Source organism: Desmospora profundinema, assembly GCF_031454155.1.
In the GTDB taxonomy this organism is placed as follows: domain Bacteria; phylum Bacillota; class Bacilli; order Thermoactinomycetales; family DSM-45169; genus Desmospora; species Desmospora profundinema.
Window position 1 is genome coordinate 680087 of record NZ_JAVDQG010000001.1, and the last position, 16252, is coordinate 696338.

Consider the following 16252-nt stretch of genomic DNA (forward strand, 5'->3'; position numbering starts at 1 on the left):
CCCCCTCCATTCCTGCTAAATCGAAAAAGTTAATCAGTACAAAAAGACTACTCCCTCTGGATGATGGATAAAATCATTCCTACCAGCGGGATCAGGCTGATCGAAGCATGAAAAGGAACTATTTTCAACCTGGAGAGTCGGGTATAATGGACCGATAATATTTTTAATAATATAAATCAAATATTGTAATTAGAGGTAGTGATAATCATTAAACCCCATGATTTGCCCAAAGACTGCTCCAGAAAGGCCACCTTCTTGTCGGAGAGACACAGTTGGATTCCGTTGGCGTTGATCTGACTGGCGATTTTGCATGTTTTTGCGAAAAAGGTGGATCGTTACAGAAAAGCCGCTTATACCGGAAACAAAAGCAAGGAAACCTAGGGATCAAAAGAAAGCCATTTTCGGCAATCAGCACTGAAAATGGCTTTCTTTCTAATCAATTGCCAGAAAAGGCCCTAGAACAGCCGACCTTCCCCTTTAGCAGCCAATCGGCTCTCCCTCTTCTTTAAGTCTTCCCACTCCGCAGGACGGGCCCTGCCCAATCGCTTTTTCTTTTGAAATCGTTCCATGGCTTCCAGGGTCAACACATGGGCTCGTCTCCATTCCCCCGAACGATGCTCGCAGTACTTCGCCCATTCGATGCAGGGTTCGGGATTCCATTCATCCTCTTTCATCCACCCCTGCCACAGGCGTTCCGCTTCACTCCAACGCCGGGCACGGCGGTGCAGACGACTGGCCTCTCGGTACGCTTCCCGACGGAGGATCAGTAGGGCGGATCGGTCATCCAACAGATTCATGTACTGTTGCAAGGCCCGCTTCTCTTCTCCGCTCCGCAGCCACCATCGGGCCAAGGACAATTCGGTTTCCCGGTTGCCGGGTGCGGCCTCTCCATCCAACAGTTCATGAATATGGGCCAACAGACACGGCAGGGACAAGATGTCTTGTTCATTGTGTCGGAAGACTCCCTCCACGGCGGCAGGGTTCCCGGTTCGAAGATACTCCAGGTAGTGAGCAGGCGCCAAGCTTCCGGGAAGATCCCCTTTTCGTCGGTATCCCAAACAGGCAGCCTCTACATCCTGCATCCGGCAGGAAGGCAGCGAACGGGACCACAACCGGCGGGAGGGAAACAACAAGTCGCAATGGACCGGAGCCAATCCGCCGTCCAAACGGTTTAAGGTTCGACGGGTCTCCAGTTGAACCCAATCAAATCCTTTTCCGTTATAGCTGACCAGAATGGCGAACTTCCGCAAAAAAGAGAGAAAGTCGTTTAACAAGGCCGGTTCATGACCCACATGCGGCAAAAAGTATTGATCCACTATAAAGGTCGACTCGTGAAAATAGCCCACTCCAAAGAGAAAGATCATGTTACCGGCCCCGGTACCCAAGCCCGTGGTCTCTGTATCAAAAAAGAGAAAGTGTTCCACGTTCACTTCCCCGACCGATTCCCCGGCGATGGAACCGATATATTTCAAACGTAACCGCGCCATGCGATCCAAGGTATAGGAACCAACAGCGTAATCGAGAGAAAACACCCGTCTTCGCAGCCCATACATACCCCATTCATTCCGCTTCTCTACCATACCGGAGGGAAGGATTGGTTTCGTCACATGCGGTTTTGGTGTCGTCTTGTCGGCTGTTTCTTCTCGTTCGTTTGGACTGCCCAATCGGTGGCGTTTCAGCCGGTCCTGTAACGAAGTCATCCATCCGCCCCCCATTCCTCCGTTTTCTTCCCCAAAACCCTTTCGGATTGGATTACTTTTAAAAAATGTCACCATCCGTCCTTTGAAGAAGCAGGCCCAATAAGTTCAATGTCAATTGTTTTCCTCCTAATCCACCGTCTCCGGCCGGTCCGACGCAGGATGGACATCCCTCTGCACAGGAGCAGGAGCGGATGTGTCGTTCGACGATCTGCAAAAGCGAATGGTGCAGTTCAAACAGCTTTTCACTTAACCCCACTCCTCCCGGATACTTGTCGAACATAAAAATGGTGGGCTTTTTTGAGTGAATGGCTTTCACCTGAACCGTCACACCCAAATCCTTGGGATCGCACATCAGATAGAGCGGAGCCAGCTGAAACATTCCGTGACTGAGACCCAACAGCCCCGTCTGCAATTCCTCTTGTTTGAATGCTCCTAAGTCCGGATGATCCAAGGTGAGCCAGTAAGCCGTGGTGTGCATCTCCTCTTCCGGTAGATGGATCGGACCGGAACCGATGTTCTCATGGGTGCCAAACTTGATCTTCTTAAAGATGGTGGCCAAAGCGTTAACGGTCACTTCACCCATACTTCTGTAATGTCCAATCACTGTTTGATCCTCCCGCTCGATTTCCAGCACCTTCAGTTGGACAGCCAGATTGGCGTCCGTATAGTAATCGACATCCACCTGCCGGACATACGCCTTTTTTTCCTCGTAATCCAGTTTCTCCACTTGATACTGGACCCCTTCATGGAGATAGATTGCCTCTTCGTGAATCAACGTGGGCGCGCTGAAGCGATCCACTTCTCCCAACACCTGATGGTTACCCGTCTGGCTGATATCGATGATGACGAAGTTTTCCTGGGCAGCCGATCGGAGGCTGACTTCTTTGGCGGGAAATGATTGATCCATCCAATACCACCGATCCGCCGCCCGGTGCAGAATCCCCTCTTCTGCCAAGAAATCCAGCAATTCGCCGGTGGTGGCAACACCAAAGGTTTCACCCTCTTCAAAAGGGAGCTCATAAGCGGCACACTTGATATGGTTGACCAGGATCACCAGATTGTTGGGTTGAACGAGGGCGTGTTCCGGCGATTGCCGCAAAAAATACTCGGGATGTTCAATTACATACTGGTCCAGGGGGTTGCTGGAGGCGACCAGAAAGGTAATAGAGGCTCCCTCCCGCCTCCCGGCACGACCGGCCTGCTGCCAGGTGCTGGCAATGGTTCCGGGATAGCCGCAGATCACACAGGCCTGAAGCTGACCGATATCGATCCCCAGCTCCAATGCGTTTGTACTGACCACTCCGCGGACCTCTCCGCTTCTGAGACCCTGCTCGATCTCCCGGCGCAACCGGGGTAAATATCCTCCCCGATACCCGCGCACTTTTCCGGAAAGCTGTTTCTGTAGGTAGGAAAGAAGCACTTCCACTCGTACACGGCTGCGGGCAAAAACAATGGTCTGCACATCGTTTTTGATCAACTCGGCAGCCAGCACACGGGATTCCAACACACTGGAACGCCGAATGCCCAGCGCATGATTAACCACAGGCGGATTAAAGAAAACAAAATGCTTTTCATCAGCGGGAGCTCCGTTGTTGTCCACCAGCTCCATGCTCTCCTCCGTTAATCTTTCGGCGAATTCCACCGGATTGGCGATGGTGGCGGATGACAATAAAAATTGCGGCGTCGAACCGTAATGACGGCAAATCCGCCGCAATCGCCGCAGAACATTGGCAAAATGGCTGCCAAAAACGCCCCTGTATGCGTGTAGTTCGTCAATCACGATAAATCGCAGATTTTCAAACAGTTTCACCCATTTGGTATGGTGAGGTAGAATCGCCTGATGCAGCATATCCGGATTGGTCACCACGATTTGCCCGGCTTGGCGGATGGCCTGACGAGCAGCAGGAGAGGTGTCTCCGTCGTAAGTAAAGCCTTTGATATCGCGATCCAGCTCCATAATCCAACGATTTAGCTCCGCCATTTGATCAGAAGCCAGCGCTTTCGTAGGAAAGATATACAAGGCACGGGTAGACGGATCTTCCAGTATCCGATGCAAGACAGGCAAGTTGTAGCACAGCGTCTTGCCCGAAGCCGTCGGGGTGACCGTTACCCAGTGGCGGCCAGCCAGTGCTTTTTTAACCGCACGGGTTTGATGGGTGTACAGTTGGCGGATTCCCCGCCGTTTTAATGTTCGCACCAAATCCGAGTGAAGATCGGGCGGGAAATCGGCAAATCTTGCTTCCCGAGCCGGGATCGTCTCCCAATAAGTGATCTTCTTGCGCAGATCCACTCGGTTTTTCAGCTGTTCAATCAACATCTTGGCATTCATGCTTCGTCCCCTCCATGCCCTTAGCGTATCGAAAGTACGTTCGGGGTTCAAGACCTGCGGTCCAAACCATGGCCGATCTCATACTCTAAATGGAATAACTTCCAATGGAGGGTCTCCGCATGAATCACCACGTCGGCCCCAGCGATTGCCGGTATGATTGGTGGATGATGAGCATCCCCGTCATTCCCGTTAATCCTCACCTCATCCCCCACATTCCACACACGTTCCGGCCGCCGTATCATCCATTTGGAGCCGCGATGCTACCCTACCGGTATCAAACAGGATGGACCGTTCCTCAGTTTCCCTTCTTTATCCGATGAACACAAAAAAACGTCCCGGAATCCGGGACGCAAAAGACGAACTCACAGCTCTTTTTCAAACTGAACCGCTTCAAAGTTTTGACCGGGCCAGCGGATAACCCCGGTCTTTTTATAGCCGAACTTTTCATAGAAACGCGGTAGCCAGGGATGATCCTTGGCTGTGTCCAGATACAATTTGCGGCGACCCCGCTTGCGGGCTTGTTCCTCGGCAACCTGCATCAGCATTTTGCCGAGGCCTTGTCCTTTCAGGTGAGGAGAGACGCTGAACCAACCCAGGGTGTCCACCGTGGGCTCATCATTCTCCTGCAGACGGACGGTTCCCTGAATCCGATTCTCTCCATCCACCAACACATATATTTCATCCTGCCAAATGCTCTCTTCGACGGCACGCAGGGAAACATCGGTTGCTTCCATATTGAAACCCTGTTTTTTGATGGGTCGATACGCCCGGTGCAATTGTTGTCGAATCGCTTGGGAATCGGCTGGTTCGGCTCGGCGGATCGTCCACATGGGCTTCCCTCCCTTTTCATAGTTGGACCCACAGGGTGGAGTCCGTTTTTCTCGGGGAATTATATACCCATGTGCCAAAAATGAAAACCGCCGTCACCAGACCGACACTATTTCTTCAAATTCCATTCCTCTCGTCCATAACGGTTTTTCATCAGTCCCTGTGCCAATTCCAACTCCCTCCGGGTTAACTCCCCGGGTTCCAGGCGGATCTTCATGCCGCGAGCAAAGCCATCGGTAAATGCTTGCACTGCCTTCTCATACGGTACCGGCTCTTTTCGCAGTTGATTGATGGCAACCGCTTTATCCAAAAATCCCTTTTTCATTCGTTCCTTGACACGTTCGGAAGGAAATTGAAGAACATCAAATAATAGATCCACATCCAGATCCATCAAAATGGAGCCGTGTTGTAAGATAACACCTTTTTGGCGGGTTTGAGCGCTGCCCGCCACCTTTCTTCCTTCCACCACCAACTCATAGTTGGACGGAGAATCAAAACAGGCCGCCGAACCCAGAGAAGCATATTTGGCTTTTTCCTCTTCGCTTTCCAGCGGAACCATCTCCGCCTGTAACCCCAGCTCCCGGAATCCCTCCAGCAATCCCGTGCTGATCACGCGGTAGGACTCGGTTACTGTAGTAGGCATGCCCGGATAATCCTCCGACACGACCACGCTGTATGTCACTTCCTGGTCATGTAAAACCGCTCTGCCGCCGGTGGGACGGCGCACAAAGCCCAATCCCCGTTCGGCGACGCGCTCCAGTTCCACTTCCCGCCTGGCTTTTTGAAAGTACCCGATGGATAATGTGGCAGGGTCCCAACCGTAAAAACGTACCGTCGGCGGAACCGCTCCCTCGCTGTGAGCGATCAGGATCGCCTCGTCCACCGCCATGTTCCAGGCGCTGTCTTTCTTTCCTGTATGAATCAACCGCCATGTTGTCATGTTTTTCCACCACCTGTCATGCCGACACCTTCAAACACCTGGAGCCGGACGGTTCTGACCCCTGCATGGGGCACGGGCACCCGCTTGGATGCCCGTTGTCCATCATAGCACACTCTTTTTCTTCTACGAAGAGGTTGTTTGGTCTGAGGCAAAGGCCCATCGGAGCGTCTCATTCAGCGGCCGCGTATGCCACCCCCATTTTTGTTTGGCACGGGAGGCATCGTAATAAGCCAATCGACCGGCCAAAGTGGCCATATCCCACGCCAGTGCAGCATCCCGTCCATTCACCCAGGAAGCGGCTTCCGCCGCTACAGAAATCAATCGGGCAGCGGATCGGGACAAGGTTCGTACTTCTTCTTCCTTTCCCGCAATCCGCTGGATCCGTTTAAAAGCCTCCTCCAAGGGCAGGTTGGTTCCGGCCAGTATCGTCCGGGTACCGGCCTCCCCCTTCTCCAACGCCAACAGATGTCCTGCCACCACATCGCGTACATCTACGAAGTTGACTCCCCCTGCCGGTGTCATTCGCAACCGTCCTTGTGCCACCCTCCGTAGAAAAGAGGGGGAACGGGGCCCCAGAATCACCGACGGATTGACACACCAACCGGGAAAGCCGGTCTCCGCTTCGCGAAGCACCACTTCTTCCGCTTTCCGTTTGGCGATAGCGTATCCGATGCTGAGCCGATCACCGTTAAACGGGGCCGATTCACCCAATGGTGTGCCGTCATCGGAAAACCCGATCGCCGCCGCCGAACTGGTTAAAATAAACCGGGATACCCCCGTCCGTTTCGCTTCCTCCACCAAGTGACGCGTTCCCGTCTCATGCCCTTCCCGTATCCGACGGCGCAAGCGCCTGCCCCACGCCACTTCACCTGCCAAATGGAAAATCGCCTCCATGCCGCGGGCACATCCCCGTATGGTTTCAGCATCCCGCACATCCCCCCGAATCGGTCGAACCTCCCGGGGAAGGCGACGCAGCTTTTCTTCCGATCGGTACAGCACGGTTACTTCCCATCCTTTTTCCACCAACGCCTGTACCAGGTAACGCCCCAAAAAGCCCGTTCCCCCGGTTACCAACACCCGCATTTGCGCTGTCTCCTTTCTACCCATTCGCCTCCTTTCCATCTTACCATGCTGCTTTACAAAAAAAGATCCGCCGTAACGGCGAATCCGGCTTCAGTTTCCATAGGTCAACCCATGTCCGTATGGATACAGATCTGGAATGGTCACCGGCAGCTTTCCCGTGGGAGAATGGATCCCGAACAGGGTCTCCACCGCCGCTTGTTGGGAGACGACTCGGGTTCCATAGGTAGTCAGATACCCTTCCACATCGGGAAAGTCACGGATGTCATATGGATTGCGAAAAGCAATGACCACGATCGGCTTATCCAGCTTCTCCAACTCCTGTATCAATTTTTGTTGCTGCGGATACAGATGGGACGAATTCGTTCCCACCACTAGTATATCGCTGTCCCGCACTATCTTTCGTGCTTCATCGATCTCCGCATCTGTGGGATTTAAACGCGGAACCCGATACTCTTCCACACGGGAGTGATACGGTTTTATCAACTCCCGCAGTGAAAAAGGGCTGACGATCCCCAGCCGGTCTGACTCCTCCAAGTGCAAAGGCAGCAAACCCTCGTCGTTTTTCACCAGAGTGACAGACCGACGGGCCCAGCGCTCGGCTTTTTCTCGATGTTCCGGAGTACCGACCCGTTGCGGTACCTGCTCCACATCCACATAACGCTCGCGGAACAGTTTATACTTTTTCTTCACCTTCAAAATTCGTGTAACGGATTGATCGATCCGTTTTTCGGAAATTGTTCCGTCACGGACCGCTTTTACAACCGCCTCCATCACCCCTGCCTGCTCTTCGGTGCTAATGGAAGGGGTCAACAAAACGATGTCCACACCCGCTTCCACGGCTTTCACCGCCGCTTCTTCCACCCCGCCGAAGTATTCCACCACCCCGGCCATATCCATGGCATCGGTGATGACAAGCCCTTTATACCTCATTTCATGCCGTAACAGATCCGTTAGGATCGGCTTGGACAGAGTAGCCGGCAGGTCAGGAGTGTCATCCAAAGCAGGAACATGGATATGGGCTGTCATAATCGCATCGACACCGGCTTTCATCGCTTGGCGGAAGGGACGCCATTCGACTTGCTCCATCTCTTCCCGGCTTTTGTCAATCACAGGCAGCCCCAGATGGGAGTCCACGTCGGTATCCCCATGTCCCGGGAAATGCTTGGCTGTCGCCACCACGCCGTTTTTCTGGTAGCCGCGGATCGCCGCGGTTCCGAACCGGGAAACCAACGTCGGATTTTCCCCATAGGAACGAACTCCGATTACCGGATTGGCCGGATTCACATTGACATCCACCACCGGAGCCAGGTTCATATTGATCCCGACGGCCTTCAGTTCATCCGCTGTCAAGGCCGCCGTTTCAAATGCACCCTTCCTCACCCGGCTTGCGGCCAGGGCCATATTGCCCGGCAATTCCGTTGCTCCCGTGGTCATACGTGCCACCACTCCGCCTTCCTGATCTGTGGAAATCAGTAGAGGGACACCCAGCCGAGTCTCTTCTGCCATCACCTGCAGCCCGTTGTTGAGGCGGGCCGTCTGCTCCGGATCGATGACATTGTCTGAGTATGCGAACAGGATGACATTCCCGGCATGGTGATCCTGGATCAAACGACGAATCTCCTCCGTTGGCTCGGAACCGTAAAAACCGACCATCGTCATCTGACCCACTTTTTCTTCCAGTGTCATCGACTTGACCAATCGGGGGATGGACACTCCTTTATGCCCCTTCCCTTCCACCGACATGGAATTCCACGGGAGCGTAAAACCCAAAGCGACAGACAAAAGGGCCACACCCCAACGCCTCACTCGGAACATGAAAACGCCTCCCTATTTTACAGAAAATTTTCTGTTTTCCTTTCAATTCTACAAAAAAAACCCGCTTTCCTGCCCGCCGTTCCATTGGTTCAAGGGATAAAAAAAGAAAGCCCGAACGGGCTTTTTTTCGTCTTTTTTACAATATCCCCACAGGTTCCAGCCGGCTTTGCTCCTCCGGCGTAAAGGGGCGGGAGCGCAGTAAAAAGCGCACCCCCAGCGGAATTTCCAGGGAGAAGGATGCCCCTCTTCCCGGGGTGATATCCACCGTCAATTGCGTATGCTTCCAATACTCGTACTGGGAACGGGAGATGTAAAAGGGGCATCCGTGAATCTCTCCCAACAGGAGATCGCTGCCCCCGGTGCGAAACTGCCCTTGGCGGTAGCACATGGGGGAGGATCCGTCACAGCAGCCCCCGCTCTGATGGAACATCAAGGCTCCATGCTCCTTCCAAAGCGTATCGATCACCCGTTTGGCCTCTTCTGTAACGAGTACACGGGGCACGGGTTCCATTCGGATCCCCTCCTTGGGATCAAAACAATCCCATCGGATTTTTGTCGTAGGAGATGAGGAGGTTTTTGGTTTGCTGGTAATGATCCAGCATCATTTTGTGCGTTTCCCGGCCGATACCGGATTGCTTATATCCTCCGAACGCGGCATGGGCGGGGTATTGATGATAACAATTGACCCAGACGCGTCCCGCTTCGATGCTTCTGGCGATGGTGTAGGCCTGATGCATGTCACGGGTCCACACCCCGGCCCCCAGCCCGTAGAGCGTGTCGTTGGCCATCTCCACCAAATCTTCTTCATTCTTAAACGAGGTGACTGACACGACCGGTCCGAATATTTCCTCCTGAAATACCCGCATCCGGTTATGTCCTTCGAAGATCGTCGGTTTCACATAGAAACCGTCTTTATAGTCCGGATTTTGGTACGCCTCACCACCGATCAGCACCTTGGCCCCTTCCTGTTTGCCGATATCGATGTAACTCATGATTTTCTCAAACTGGTCTTGCGAGGCTTGGGCTCCCAGCATCGTTTCGGGGTTGAGAGGGTCTCCCAGCTTAATCTTCTCCACCCGCCGGACCACCGCTTCCATGAAATCGTCGTAGATCGACTCTTGAATCAGAGCCCGGGAAGGACAGGTGCAAACCTCTCCCGAATTAAGAGCGAACATCGTAAATCCTTCCAATGCTTTCTCCGCAAAGGCATCTTGCTTGCGCCACACACTCTCGGTAAATATGTTGGGAGACTTTCCGCCCAGCTCAAGGGTAACCGGTTTGATATTCTCCGAAGCAAACTGCATAATGAGCCGACCCGTCGTGGTTTCACCGGTAAAGGCGATTTTGCCCACATCAGGGTGTGTCGCCAACGGTTGGCCCGCTTCGGGACCAAATCCGTTGACAATATTAACGACTCCCGGCGGCAACAGATCCGCCACCAGTTCTGCAAACAGCAAAATCGTCGCCGGTGTTTGCTCCGCCGGTTTCAATACGACACAGTTGCCCGCCGCTAAAGCCGGTGCCAATTTCCATGCCGCCATTAGCAGGGGAAAATTCCATGGGATGATCTGACCCACCACGCCCACCGGCTCTTTGATATGCATGGAAACGGTATGGGCGTCGATTTCGGAGATACCGCCCTCCTCCCCGCGGATCACACCAGCAAAATATCGAAAATGATCCGCCGCCAACGGCAAATCCGCCGCCAGCGCTTCCCGAATCGGTTTGCCGTTGTCCCAGGTTTCCGACAAGGCCAGCCTCTCTCTGTTCTCTTCCAACCGATCGGCGATCTGGAGCAAAATTCGGCTCCGTTTCGCCGGGGATGTTCGTCCCCAGGACGCCTGTACCGCTTGTGCCTTTTTCACCGCGAGATCGACGTCTTCTTTTCTGGAACGCGCCACTTGCATAAACACCCGGCCATCGACAGGAGACGGATTGTCAAAGTACTCCCCGTTCACCGGAGCCACCCACTCGCCCCCAATGAAGTTATCATACCGGTCGTGATACTGAACCAAACTTCCTTCGGTGTTCGGCTTCTTGTAAACCGACAGGGTCACACTCATGACGGTCATTCCTCCTCGACTCGAATGAAATCAGCAGGGAACCGATGCGGCACCCCTTCACTAATTCCATATTTGTAAGCAATCCCCTCCCTCTTGTTCATGATTTATTTCTATACACAAAAAACCCATTCGAATTCAGTTTCGGTAGCGGGTGAGGGTAAATCACGACATCCATCCATAACAAATTTAAAGTATAAGAGATTTATTTGCATTTTAATCGAATGGAAGGTGTATTCTCTCTTTTAATCGAATAAATTTGGAAGGAGTGTTTACACAATCTTAATATATTGTTAAAATTTTTATATTATGGTGGAGAGGAAGCAACCATTGGGAGGGAAATGATGAAAACGCCTCACAAAAACGATCCGGAACGTCGCTTGTTTCTTAAAACCTTTTTAGCAGGCTCCGCCCTGTTTATTCTGGAAACCTGGGGAATCGATCGGATGGCACGAACATGGGCGAATACAGGCAGCGCCCCTTCCGATTTCCCGCGTTTTCAACCACGCCATCCAGCCGGTGAAGGGTTTCCCCAGTCCGTCGCTTCCGGTGACCCGACCCCCTCCGGCGCCCTGTTGTGGAGCCGGGTGGATCCCGATCTGACGGATGGGCTGAGTGCTCCCCTGGATACGAGCCTGATCCGCTGGTTGGAGCAATCCCCGAATAACGATTGGGACGCCTTCCGCAACGAGATCGAAAAAGGGGGGTGGGTGATGGTGGAAATCGCCAAAAGTTCCACCTTCGGCGACGTCAACCTCACCGGGTTCACCCCCGTCTGGAACGATTTCGACCATGTGGTAAAGGTGGACGTAGACGGCTTGTTGCAACCCCAGACTCTCTACTATTACCGTTTCATCACCCATACGGGTCATGTCAGCCAGACCGGCCGCTTTAAGACTATGCCTCCCGCAGGGGCGTCGGTCTCTTCGATCCGGTTCTCCTATGTCAGCTGCCAGGATTATACCAACGGATACTATACCGCCCTGCGTTACGCCGCCGAAGAGGAAGTGGATCTGGTGATTCACCTCGGAGATTACATCTATGAATCCGTCGGGGACCCCACTTACCAGAACCCCCTTCCCGACCGGGCCATTACACTGCCCAGCGGAAAAACCAAAGCCCACAGCTTGGCAGACTATCGATATCTCTACCAGCGGTACCGATCGGATCCGGACCTGCAAAAACTGCATGAACGGCATGCCATGGTAAGCATATGGGATGATCATGAATACGCCAATGACACCTATTATCCCGCCGTCGCTCCCGACGAAAACCCCGAACCGGACCCCGAACGGCGGCTGCTGGCCAACCAAGCTTGGTTTGAGTATACCCCGGCCCGGGTCTCTTTTGACAAGCATAAGAGCTTCGAAGATTCGATCCAAATCTATCGCTCCCTATCCATCGGCGATCTCGCCCATGTCATCCTCACCGATGAACGGCTCTACCGCAGCCCTCACCCATGTGGGACAGGCACATGGAATCGGTACTTCAGCCGAGGATGCGACCAGATGAACGCTTCGGACCAAACAATGTTAGGAAACAAGGGGCAGAAGGAATGGTTCCTGAACGAGGTGACCTCCTCGTCCGCCGTCTGGAAGATTTGGGGGAATGAAGTCCAATTCACCCCCCTAAAACTGCTGAACCGATATCTCAATCTGGATGCCTGGGACGGCTATGCCGGCGAACGCCGGGCATTGACCCGCTCTATCAAGGAAGCCGGGGTAAAAAACTTTATCGCCATCACCGGAGACCTTCACTCCTTTGAAGCCAACTTGATCCTGGAAGAGTACAATCGGGACACCTCCCATGCCGTCGGGGTGGAGTTCATGGTGGGTTCGGTCACCTCCTCCAACCTGAAGGAAATGGTCACACAGGTAACCCGTTTTCGCGGCATGTCCCATTCAACCGGCTCTCCTTCATCCCCCATCCCGCCCCAGTCGATGAAGGAAATCGTCGATCAGCTCTCTACTGATTCCGTCTCACCGCAGTCCATCATCGGGTGGATCTTAGACAAGCTGAATCTGCTCATCTACAATGAAAATCCATGGATTCGTCTGTTCAACAGCAGTACCCACGGCTACTGCGTGATGGAGCTTACCCCGCAAAAAGCAACCTGGACCGCATACAGCGTGGATGACATCCGGTCCAATAACGGAGATAAAACCCTGTTGTTCCAATGCGAAGTTCCCAGAGATGACGCTCATATCCGGATATTGAAAAAATAAAACCCTTATAACGAACCCCCGCCTCTTCTTACCGGCGGGGGGCTTCATTTGTTAAGGACGATTTTTTGTGAACAACAAAAAAGCCCCCATGAAAGGGGAGCTCCTCTGTTATTTGATGAAGCGGATCGTAAGTGGATAGCGGTAAAACTGACCGCTGTTCGCTCGGATCGAAGCAATAATCACGATTACAATCCAATAGATGGAGATCGCAACCCCTAGAAAGAACCCTAAGCCCATAAACAAAATCAGAAAGAGCTCCAACAAAAACAGTCCGATCAAGCCGATCACACCCAGGACGATGGTCAGCCCAATCGCATACAGGAAAAACGAGATTTGAAAGTTTAACGATTCCTTGCCCTGGTCGTCGATAAAATCATGCTCTTCTTTTTTCAACAACCAGATAATCAACGGCCCGGCAAAATTTCCGAAGGGGACGATAAAACAACTAAGTGACAACAAGTGGGTCAGCATTCCCCATGTCCGTGCCTGTTCAGGAATAGGCGTCTGTTCCATGATCGATTCTCCTTCCAAAGCTTTAGCTTGATGGATGATTCTCTTTTTTTCAACCAAGTAAACCACTCTTCTAAAAAGGTAGGTGTTCTTTAGGTGCTTACATCCAAGCCCGCGCCTGTTCATCCTGCGGCATAAGACGGCGTCGTTCTTCTTGCCGTTCGGTCAGCTTGCGCACAAAGAAAATAGCCAGCAAAGCGGAAACGATATCAACAAGGCCGGTAAGAATAAACAAATTGTTGACAGACATCATGGCATCGATCGTCTCCTCAGCCCGCCATGAGAATAGTAATGATTGGTTCGAAAGAATATTCCCAACTATAAACAAGATCCACCACGCCAGAACCAGCCCAGCCACCGGTTGCGTTTTCCAGGAAGTGTTTGGCTCTTTCTCCACTGCGGGATCACTGGCTTTCCACGCTTCCCGTGCAGCATTGAATGGTTGAATCAGATTGGCAATCGGGATAAAGTACCAGCCCACTGCCCATCCAGGGGTAAATTTCAATTCCTGCGCCCCAAGAGAGGGAAGGTTACGGTGAATCCGATGCACCCACATACAAAACACGACCACCAGGGCAATACCCAAAGGAAACATGATAAGCCCCACTAAGAAACCAGTGATTACGACAAGGAAGAAAGCCGCATTTTCTTCCAACTCCACTTCGTTTACCGCACTGGACATAAGCGAATTCTCTACGAATATTAAAGCAGTCGTCAACAATGAGAAAACGATATAAGCCACAAATAAGATCTGAACCCACTTGGCACGACCCTGGGCAGATTCATAAGGGTGTTCGTTCACATAACCCGCTCCTTTAACTGAAATGAACGATACTACTATACATGTGGAATCTTGTCGTTTCAATACAAAAATCGGAATTCATTTAAAGAAGTATGAATTTCTCCCTTCCAAGACGATAAAAACCTACGGAGATGGACCAAAATTCGGGATTGAGAACCAGTGTGAGGGGCTTTGACTCTGTCCAAAGAACAATCTATGCTATGTTCAAATCATTACAAAAAAGGGGTGGAAGATTCATATGAATGATCCATGGCTGGATGTGGAGACGGTACACTCTGACATTGTTCAATCATCCCTGGCCATCCATTAAACAGAGAGATTCTTCACCCGTCAACACTCTCCTTATACCTCCGCACATATACACAGTCCTCCTCCTAAGCCGCCCGACTTCCAACACTCACCCCGATGATAGACAGCTACTACTTTTGCCCCATTTTTTCGCAAAAGGGACCCAAAGAGACCACACCGTGCGAATAACTGTTTATGAGGGGACAACCCTCTCCATTCAGATCACAGGAGGATGGCAGAATGAAGAAGTCATTGCGCACGGTCTTATTCCTTTTCTTCGCGTTGGTCCTGTTGGTCCCCAACGCAGCCTTTGCTAACCAAGGCAACCCGACAGGCGCCTCATTGAAGTTTACCGCAGGGGCGGAAGGCGACTGCAAAGAAATCGTGGCAACGGTGAAAAACGGCGGCGACGGGGACATGGTGGAGAAAGTAAAGTATGCGGTTTATTACAGCGAAAGCGGCAATCCGAAGAATGGCGAAGTGGTCCATGAGGGAGAAGTGGAACCGCTGACTGCCGGAGCCGATGTCACACTTACCTTCACACCGGAGAAAAACGGGAACTACATGTTCAAAGCTTACCAAGAATCGACTCACCCCGGAAAAGGTGAGCTGTGGAGCGAAGCCGTAAAGATCGAAAACTGCTCCAGTGACAGTGAAGAGCCTGGGGAAAAACCCGGTGAAGAGCCTGGAAACGGGGAAGAGCCTGGGGAAGATACTCCTCCGGGAGTTTGCACAGAACTGGACTGGGACAAGATTACCGAAGATGACATCCATGAAGTGACCCTGGATGAAAAGGTGAAAGGCGATCAATTGGTGATCACCGCCACCCTGGATGGAGCGAAAGAAGCCGAAGGCGAATGGGAATTGATGGCCGGTTTGCTGGAAGCGGACGAGCCTCTGATCGAGAAGAGCAAGTCCGGTAAAGGCGTCTCCCAAACCTTCACCATCCCGTTGGATAAGCTCAACAAAGAAGGGGACTATGCGGTAATCGTCTTCTTCACGGGAAGCGTGGACGGAAAGAACTGCCAGGTTGGAGCGGGTATCTCCTTCTTCGAGTTGGTGGATGAGGAAGACAACACTGTTGAAATACCGGAAAAACAGCCTAAGCAGCCTCAAACCCCGGAAGAAGTAAAGAACATCGAGAACAAAATGAAAGGCGGCAAAATGCCGAAAACCTCCATCGACGGACCGACTTCCATGGCGGTGGGCGGAGCGATGGTGCTGGTCGGCCTGGCCCTCCTCTTCTTCCGGCGCCGTCAAATTATGACGGGCTGATCCCCGTCTCCCCCGGACCCTCCGGGGGTTTTTCATTTTCAGGATCCAACGGGAGATACCACATGATGAAACCACAAAAACCATATTCTTTTGTTTTCTACGGGTTTGTGCTCCTAGTCTGGTTGTAATTTCGCTTTAATACGGCTGATAAACCGGAATAGGTCACCTATTTGTCCGAAATAGGAGCCATTTTATCCCCAGTGTCTTTTGGCTTCATCACCTTACGGAAGAGGACGAAGAAGCAAAAAAAGAAACCCTGACTATCGCCATCCTATCAAGCACATTTTCGATTCTATTCTTGTTTTTCTATTTGTTTGGATGATGGAAAGCCTCCCCGCATAATGAAAAGCCGTTCACGAGGGTGCCACTCGCTAACGGCTACAGGCTATGGTAGAGA

13 protein-coding genes are annotated in these 16252 nt (G+C 52.2%); 3 read left to right on the forward strand and 10 right to left on the reverse strand.

All coding sequences use genetic code 11. The features are described from left to right. Nucleotides 1–455: 455 nt before the first annotated feature. Complete coding sequence (locus JOE21_RS03280; protein ID WP_309862220.1) at nt 456–1700, reverse strand: ribonuclease H-like domain-containing protein; 1245 nt, start codon at nt 1698–1700, stop codon at nt 456–458. A 58-nt stretch (nt 1701–1758) separates the two neighbouring features. Continuing rightward, nucleotides 1759–4029: a DEAD/DEAH box helicase gene (locus tag JOE21_RS03285; RefSeq protein ID WP_309862222.1), complete on the reverse strand. Its 2271-nt coding sequence runs from the start codon at nt 4027–4029 to the stop codon at nt 1759–1761. 119 nt (nt 4030–4148) lie between these two features. Here JOE21_RS03285 and JOE21_RS03290 point away from each other — a divergent pair, with 119 nt between their 5' ends. Continuing rightward, nucleotides 4149–4349, forward strand: coding sequence for a hypothetical protein (locus JOE21_RS03290; RefSeq protein WP_309862224.1), 201 nt, complete (start codon nt 4149–4151; stop codon nt 4347–4349). Nucleotides 4350–4391: 42 nt separating this feature from the next. Here JOE21_RS03290 and JOE21_RS03295 read toward each other — a convergent pair whose 3' ends face one another. From JOE21_RS03295 to JOE21_RS03320, 6 genes are all read right to left on the reverse strand, one after another. After that, nucleotides 4392–4859, reverse strand: a complete 468-nt coding sequence (locus tag JOE21_RS03295) for a GNAT family N-acetyltransferase (RefSeq protein WP_309862226.1) — start codon at nt 4857–4859, stop codon at nt 4392–4394. Between the two features lie 107 nt (nt 4860–4966). Then, nucleotides 4967–5797 carry an octanoyltransferase LipM gene (lipM, locus tag JOE21_RS03300; protein WP_309862228.1) on the reverse strand — a complete coding sequence of 277 codons (831 nt, stop codon included), beginning with the start codon at nt 5795–5797 and terminating at the stop codon, nt 4967–4969. A gap of 123 nt (nt 5798–5920) precedes the next feature. Beyond that, on the reverse strand, nt 5921–6880 hold the full coding sequence (locus JOE21_RS03305) for an SDR family NAD(P)-dependent oxidoreductase (RefSeq protein WP_309862230.1): 960 nt from the start codon (nt 6878–6880) through the stop codon (nt 5921–5923). Between the two features lie 90 nt (nt 6881–6970). Next, nucleotides 6971–8695, reverse strand: coding sequence for a glycoside hydrolase family 3 protein (locus JOE21_RS03310; RefSeq protein WP_309862232.1), 1725 nt, complete (start codon nt 8693–8695; stop codon nt 6971–6973). Between the two features lie 136 nt (nt 8696–8831). Next, on the reverse strand, nt 8832–9206 hold the full coding sequence (locus JOE21_RS03315; protein WP_309862234.1) for a DUF779 domain-containing protein: 375 nt from the start codon (nt 9204–9206) through the stop codon (nt 8832–8834). A 19-nt stretch (nt 9207–9225) separates the two neighbouring features. After that, nucleotides 9226–10758 (reverse strand): aldehyde dehydrogenase family protein, encoded by a 1533-nt coding sequence (locus JOE21_RS03320; protein WP_309862236.1) that lies wholly within the window; start codon nt 10756–10758, stop codon nt 9226–9228. 341 nt (nt 10759–11099) lie between these two features. On the opposite strand from JOE21_RS03320, the gene JOE21_RS03325 reads away from it, so the two are divergent. Continuing rightward, nucleotides 11100–12980 carry an alkaline phosphatase D family protein gene (locus tag JOE21_RS03325; RefSeq protein WP_309862238.1) on the forward strand — a complete coding sequence of 627 codons (1881 nt, stop codon included), beginning with the start codon at nt 11100–11102 and terminating at the stop codon, nt 12978–12980. Between the two features lie 108 nt (nt 12981–13088). On the opposite strand, the gene JOE21_RS03330 is transcribed toward JOE21_RS03325, so the two are convergent. Further along, complete coding sequence (locus JOE21_RS03330; protein ID WP_309862240.1) at nt 13089–13493, reverse strand: DUF4870 domain-containing protein; 405 nt, start codon at nt 13491–13493, stop codon at nt 13089–13091. Between the two features lie 97 nt (nt 13494–13590). Next, a complete protein-coding gene (locus JOE21_RS03335) occupies nt 13591–14292 on the reverse strand; it encodes a DUF4328 domain-containing protein (protein WP_309862242.1) in 702 nt (233 codons plus the stop codon). A gap of 528 nt (nt 14293–14820) precedes the next feature. Here JOE21_RS03335 and tapA point away from each other — a divergent pair. Further along, entirely contained in the window at nt 14821–15855 is a 1035-nt protein-coding gene (gene tapA, locus JOE21_RS03340; RefSeq protein ID WP_309862244.1) for an amyloid fiber anchoring/assembly protein TapA, read from the forward strand. The last annotated feature ends 397 nt before the right edge of the window (nt 15856–16252 follow it).

Coding starts and splice junctions, on each gene's coding strand:
- JOE21_RS03280 (WP_309862220.1), bottom strand. CDS start 1,700: ATGACTTCGTTACAGGACCGGCTGAAACGCCACCGATTGGGCAGTCCA.
- JOE21_RS03285 (WP_309862222.1), bottom strand. CDS start 4,029: ATGAATGCCAAGATGTTGATTGAACAGCTGAAAAACCGAGTGGATCTG.
- JOE21_RS03290 (WP_309862224.1), top strand. CDS start 4,149: ATGAATCACCACGTCGGCCCCAGCGATTGCCGGTATGATTGGTGGATG.
- JOE21_RS03295 (WP_309862226.1), bottom strand. CDS start 4,859: ATGTGGACGATCCGCCGAGCCGAACCAGCCGATTCCCAAGCGATTCGA.
- lipM (WP_309862228.1), bottom strand. CDS start 5,797: ATGACAACATGGCGGTTGATTCATACAGGAAAGAAAGACAGCGCCTGG.
- JOE21_RS03305 (WP_309862230.1), bottom strand. CDS start 6,880: ATGCGGGTGTTGGTAACCGGGGGAACGGGCTTTTTGGGGCGTTACCTG.
- JOE21_RS03310 (WP_309862232.1), bottom strand. CDS start 8,695: ATGTTCCGAGTGAGGCGTTGGGGTGTGGCCCTTTTGTCTGTCGCTTTG.
- JOE21_RS03315 (WP_309862234.1), bottom strand. CDS start 9,206: ATGGAACCCGTGCCCCGTGTACTCGTTACAGAAGAGGCCAAACGGGTG.
- JOE21_RS03320 (WP_309862236.1), bottom strand. CDS start 10,758: ATGAGTGTGACCCTGTCGGTTTACAAGAAGCCGAACACCGAAGGAAGT.
- JOE21_RS03325 (WP_309862238.1), top strand. CDS start 11,100: ATGAAAACGCCTCACAAAAACGATCCGGAACGTCGCTTGTTTCTTAAA.
- JOE21_RS03330 (WP_309862240.1), bottom strand. CDS start 13,493: ATGGAACAGACGCCTATTCCTGAACAGGCACGGACATGGGGAATGCTG.
- tapA (WP_309862244.1), top strand. CDS start 14,821: ATGAAGAAGTCATTGCGCACGGTCTTATTCCTTTTCTTCGCGTTGGTC.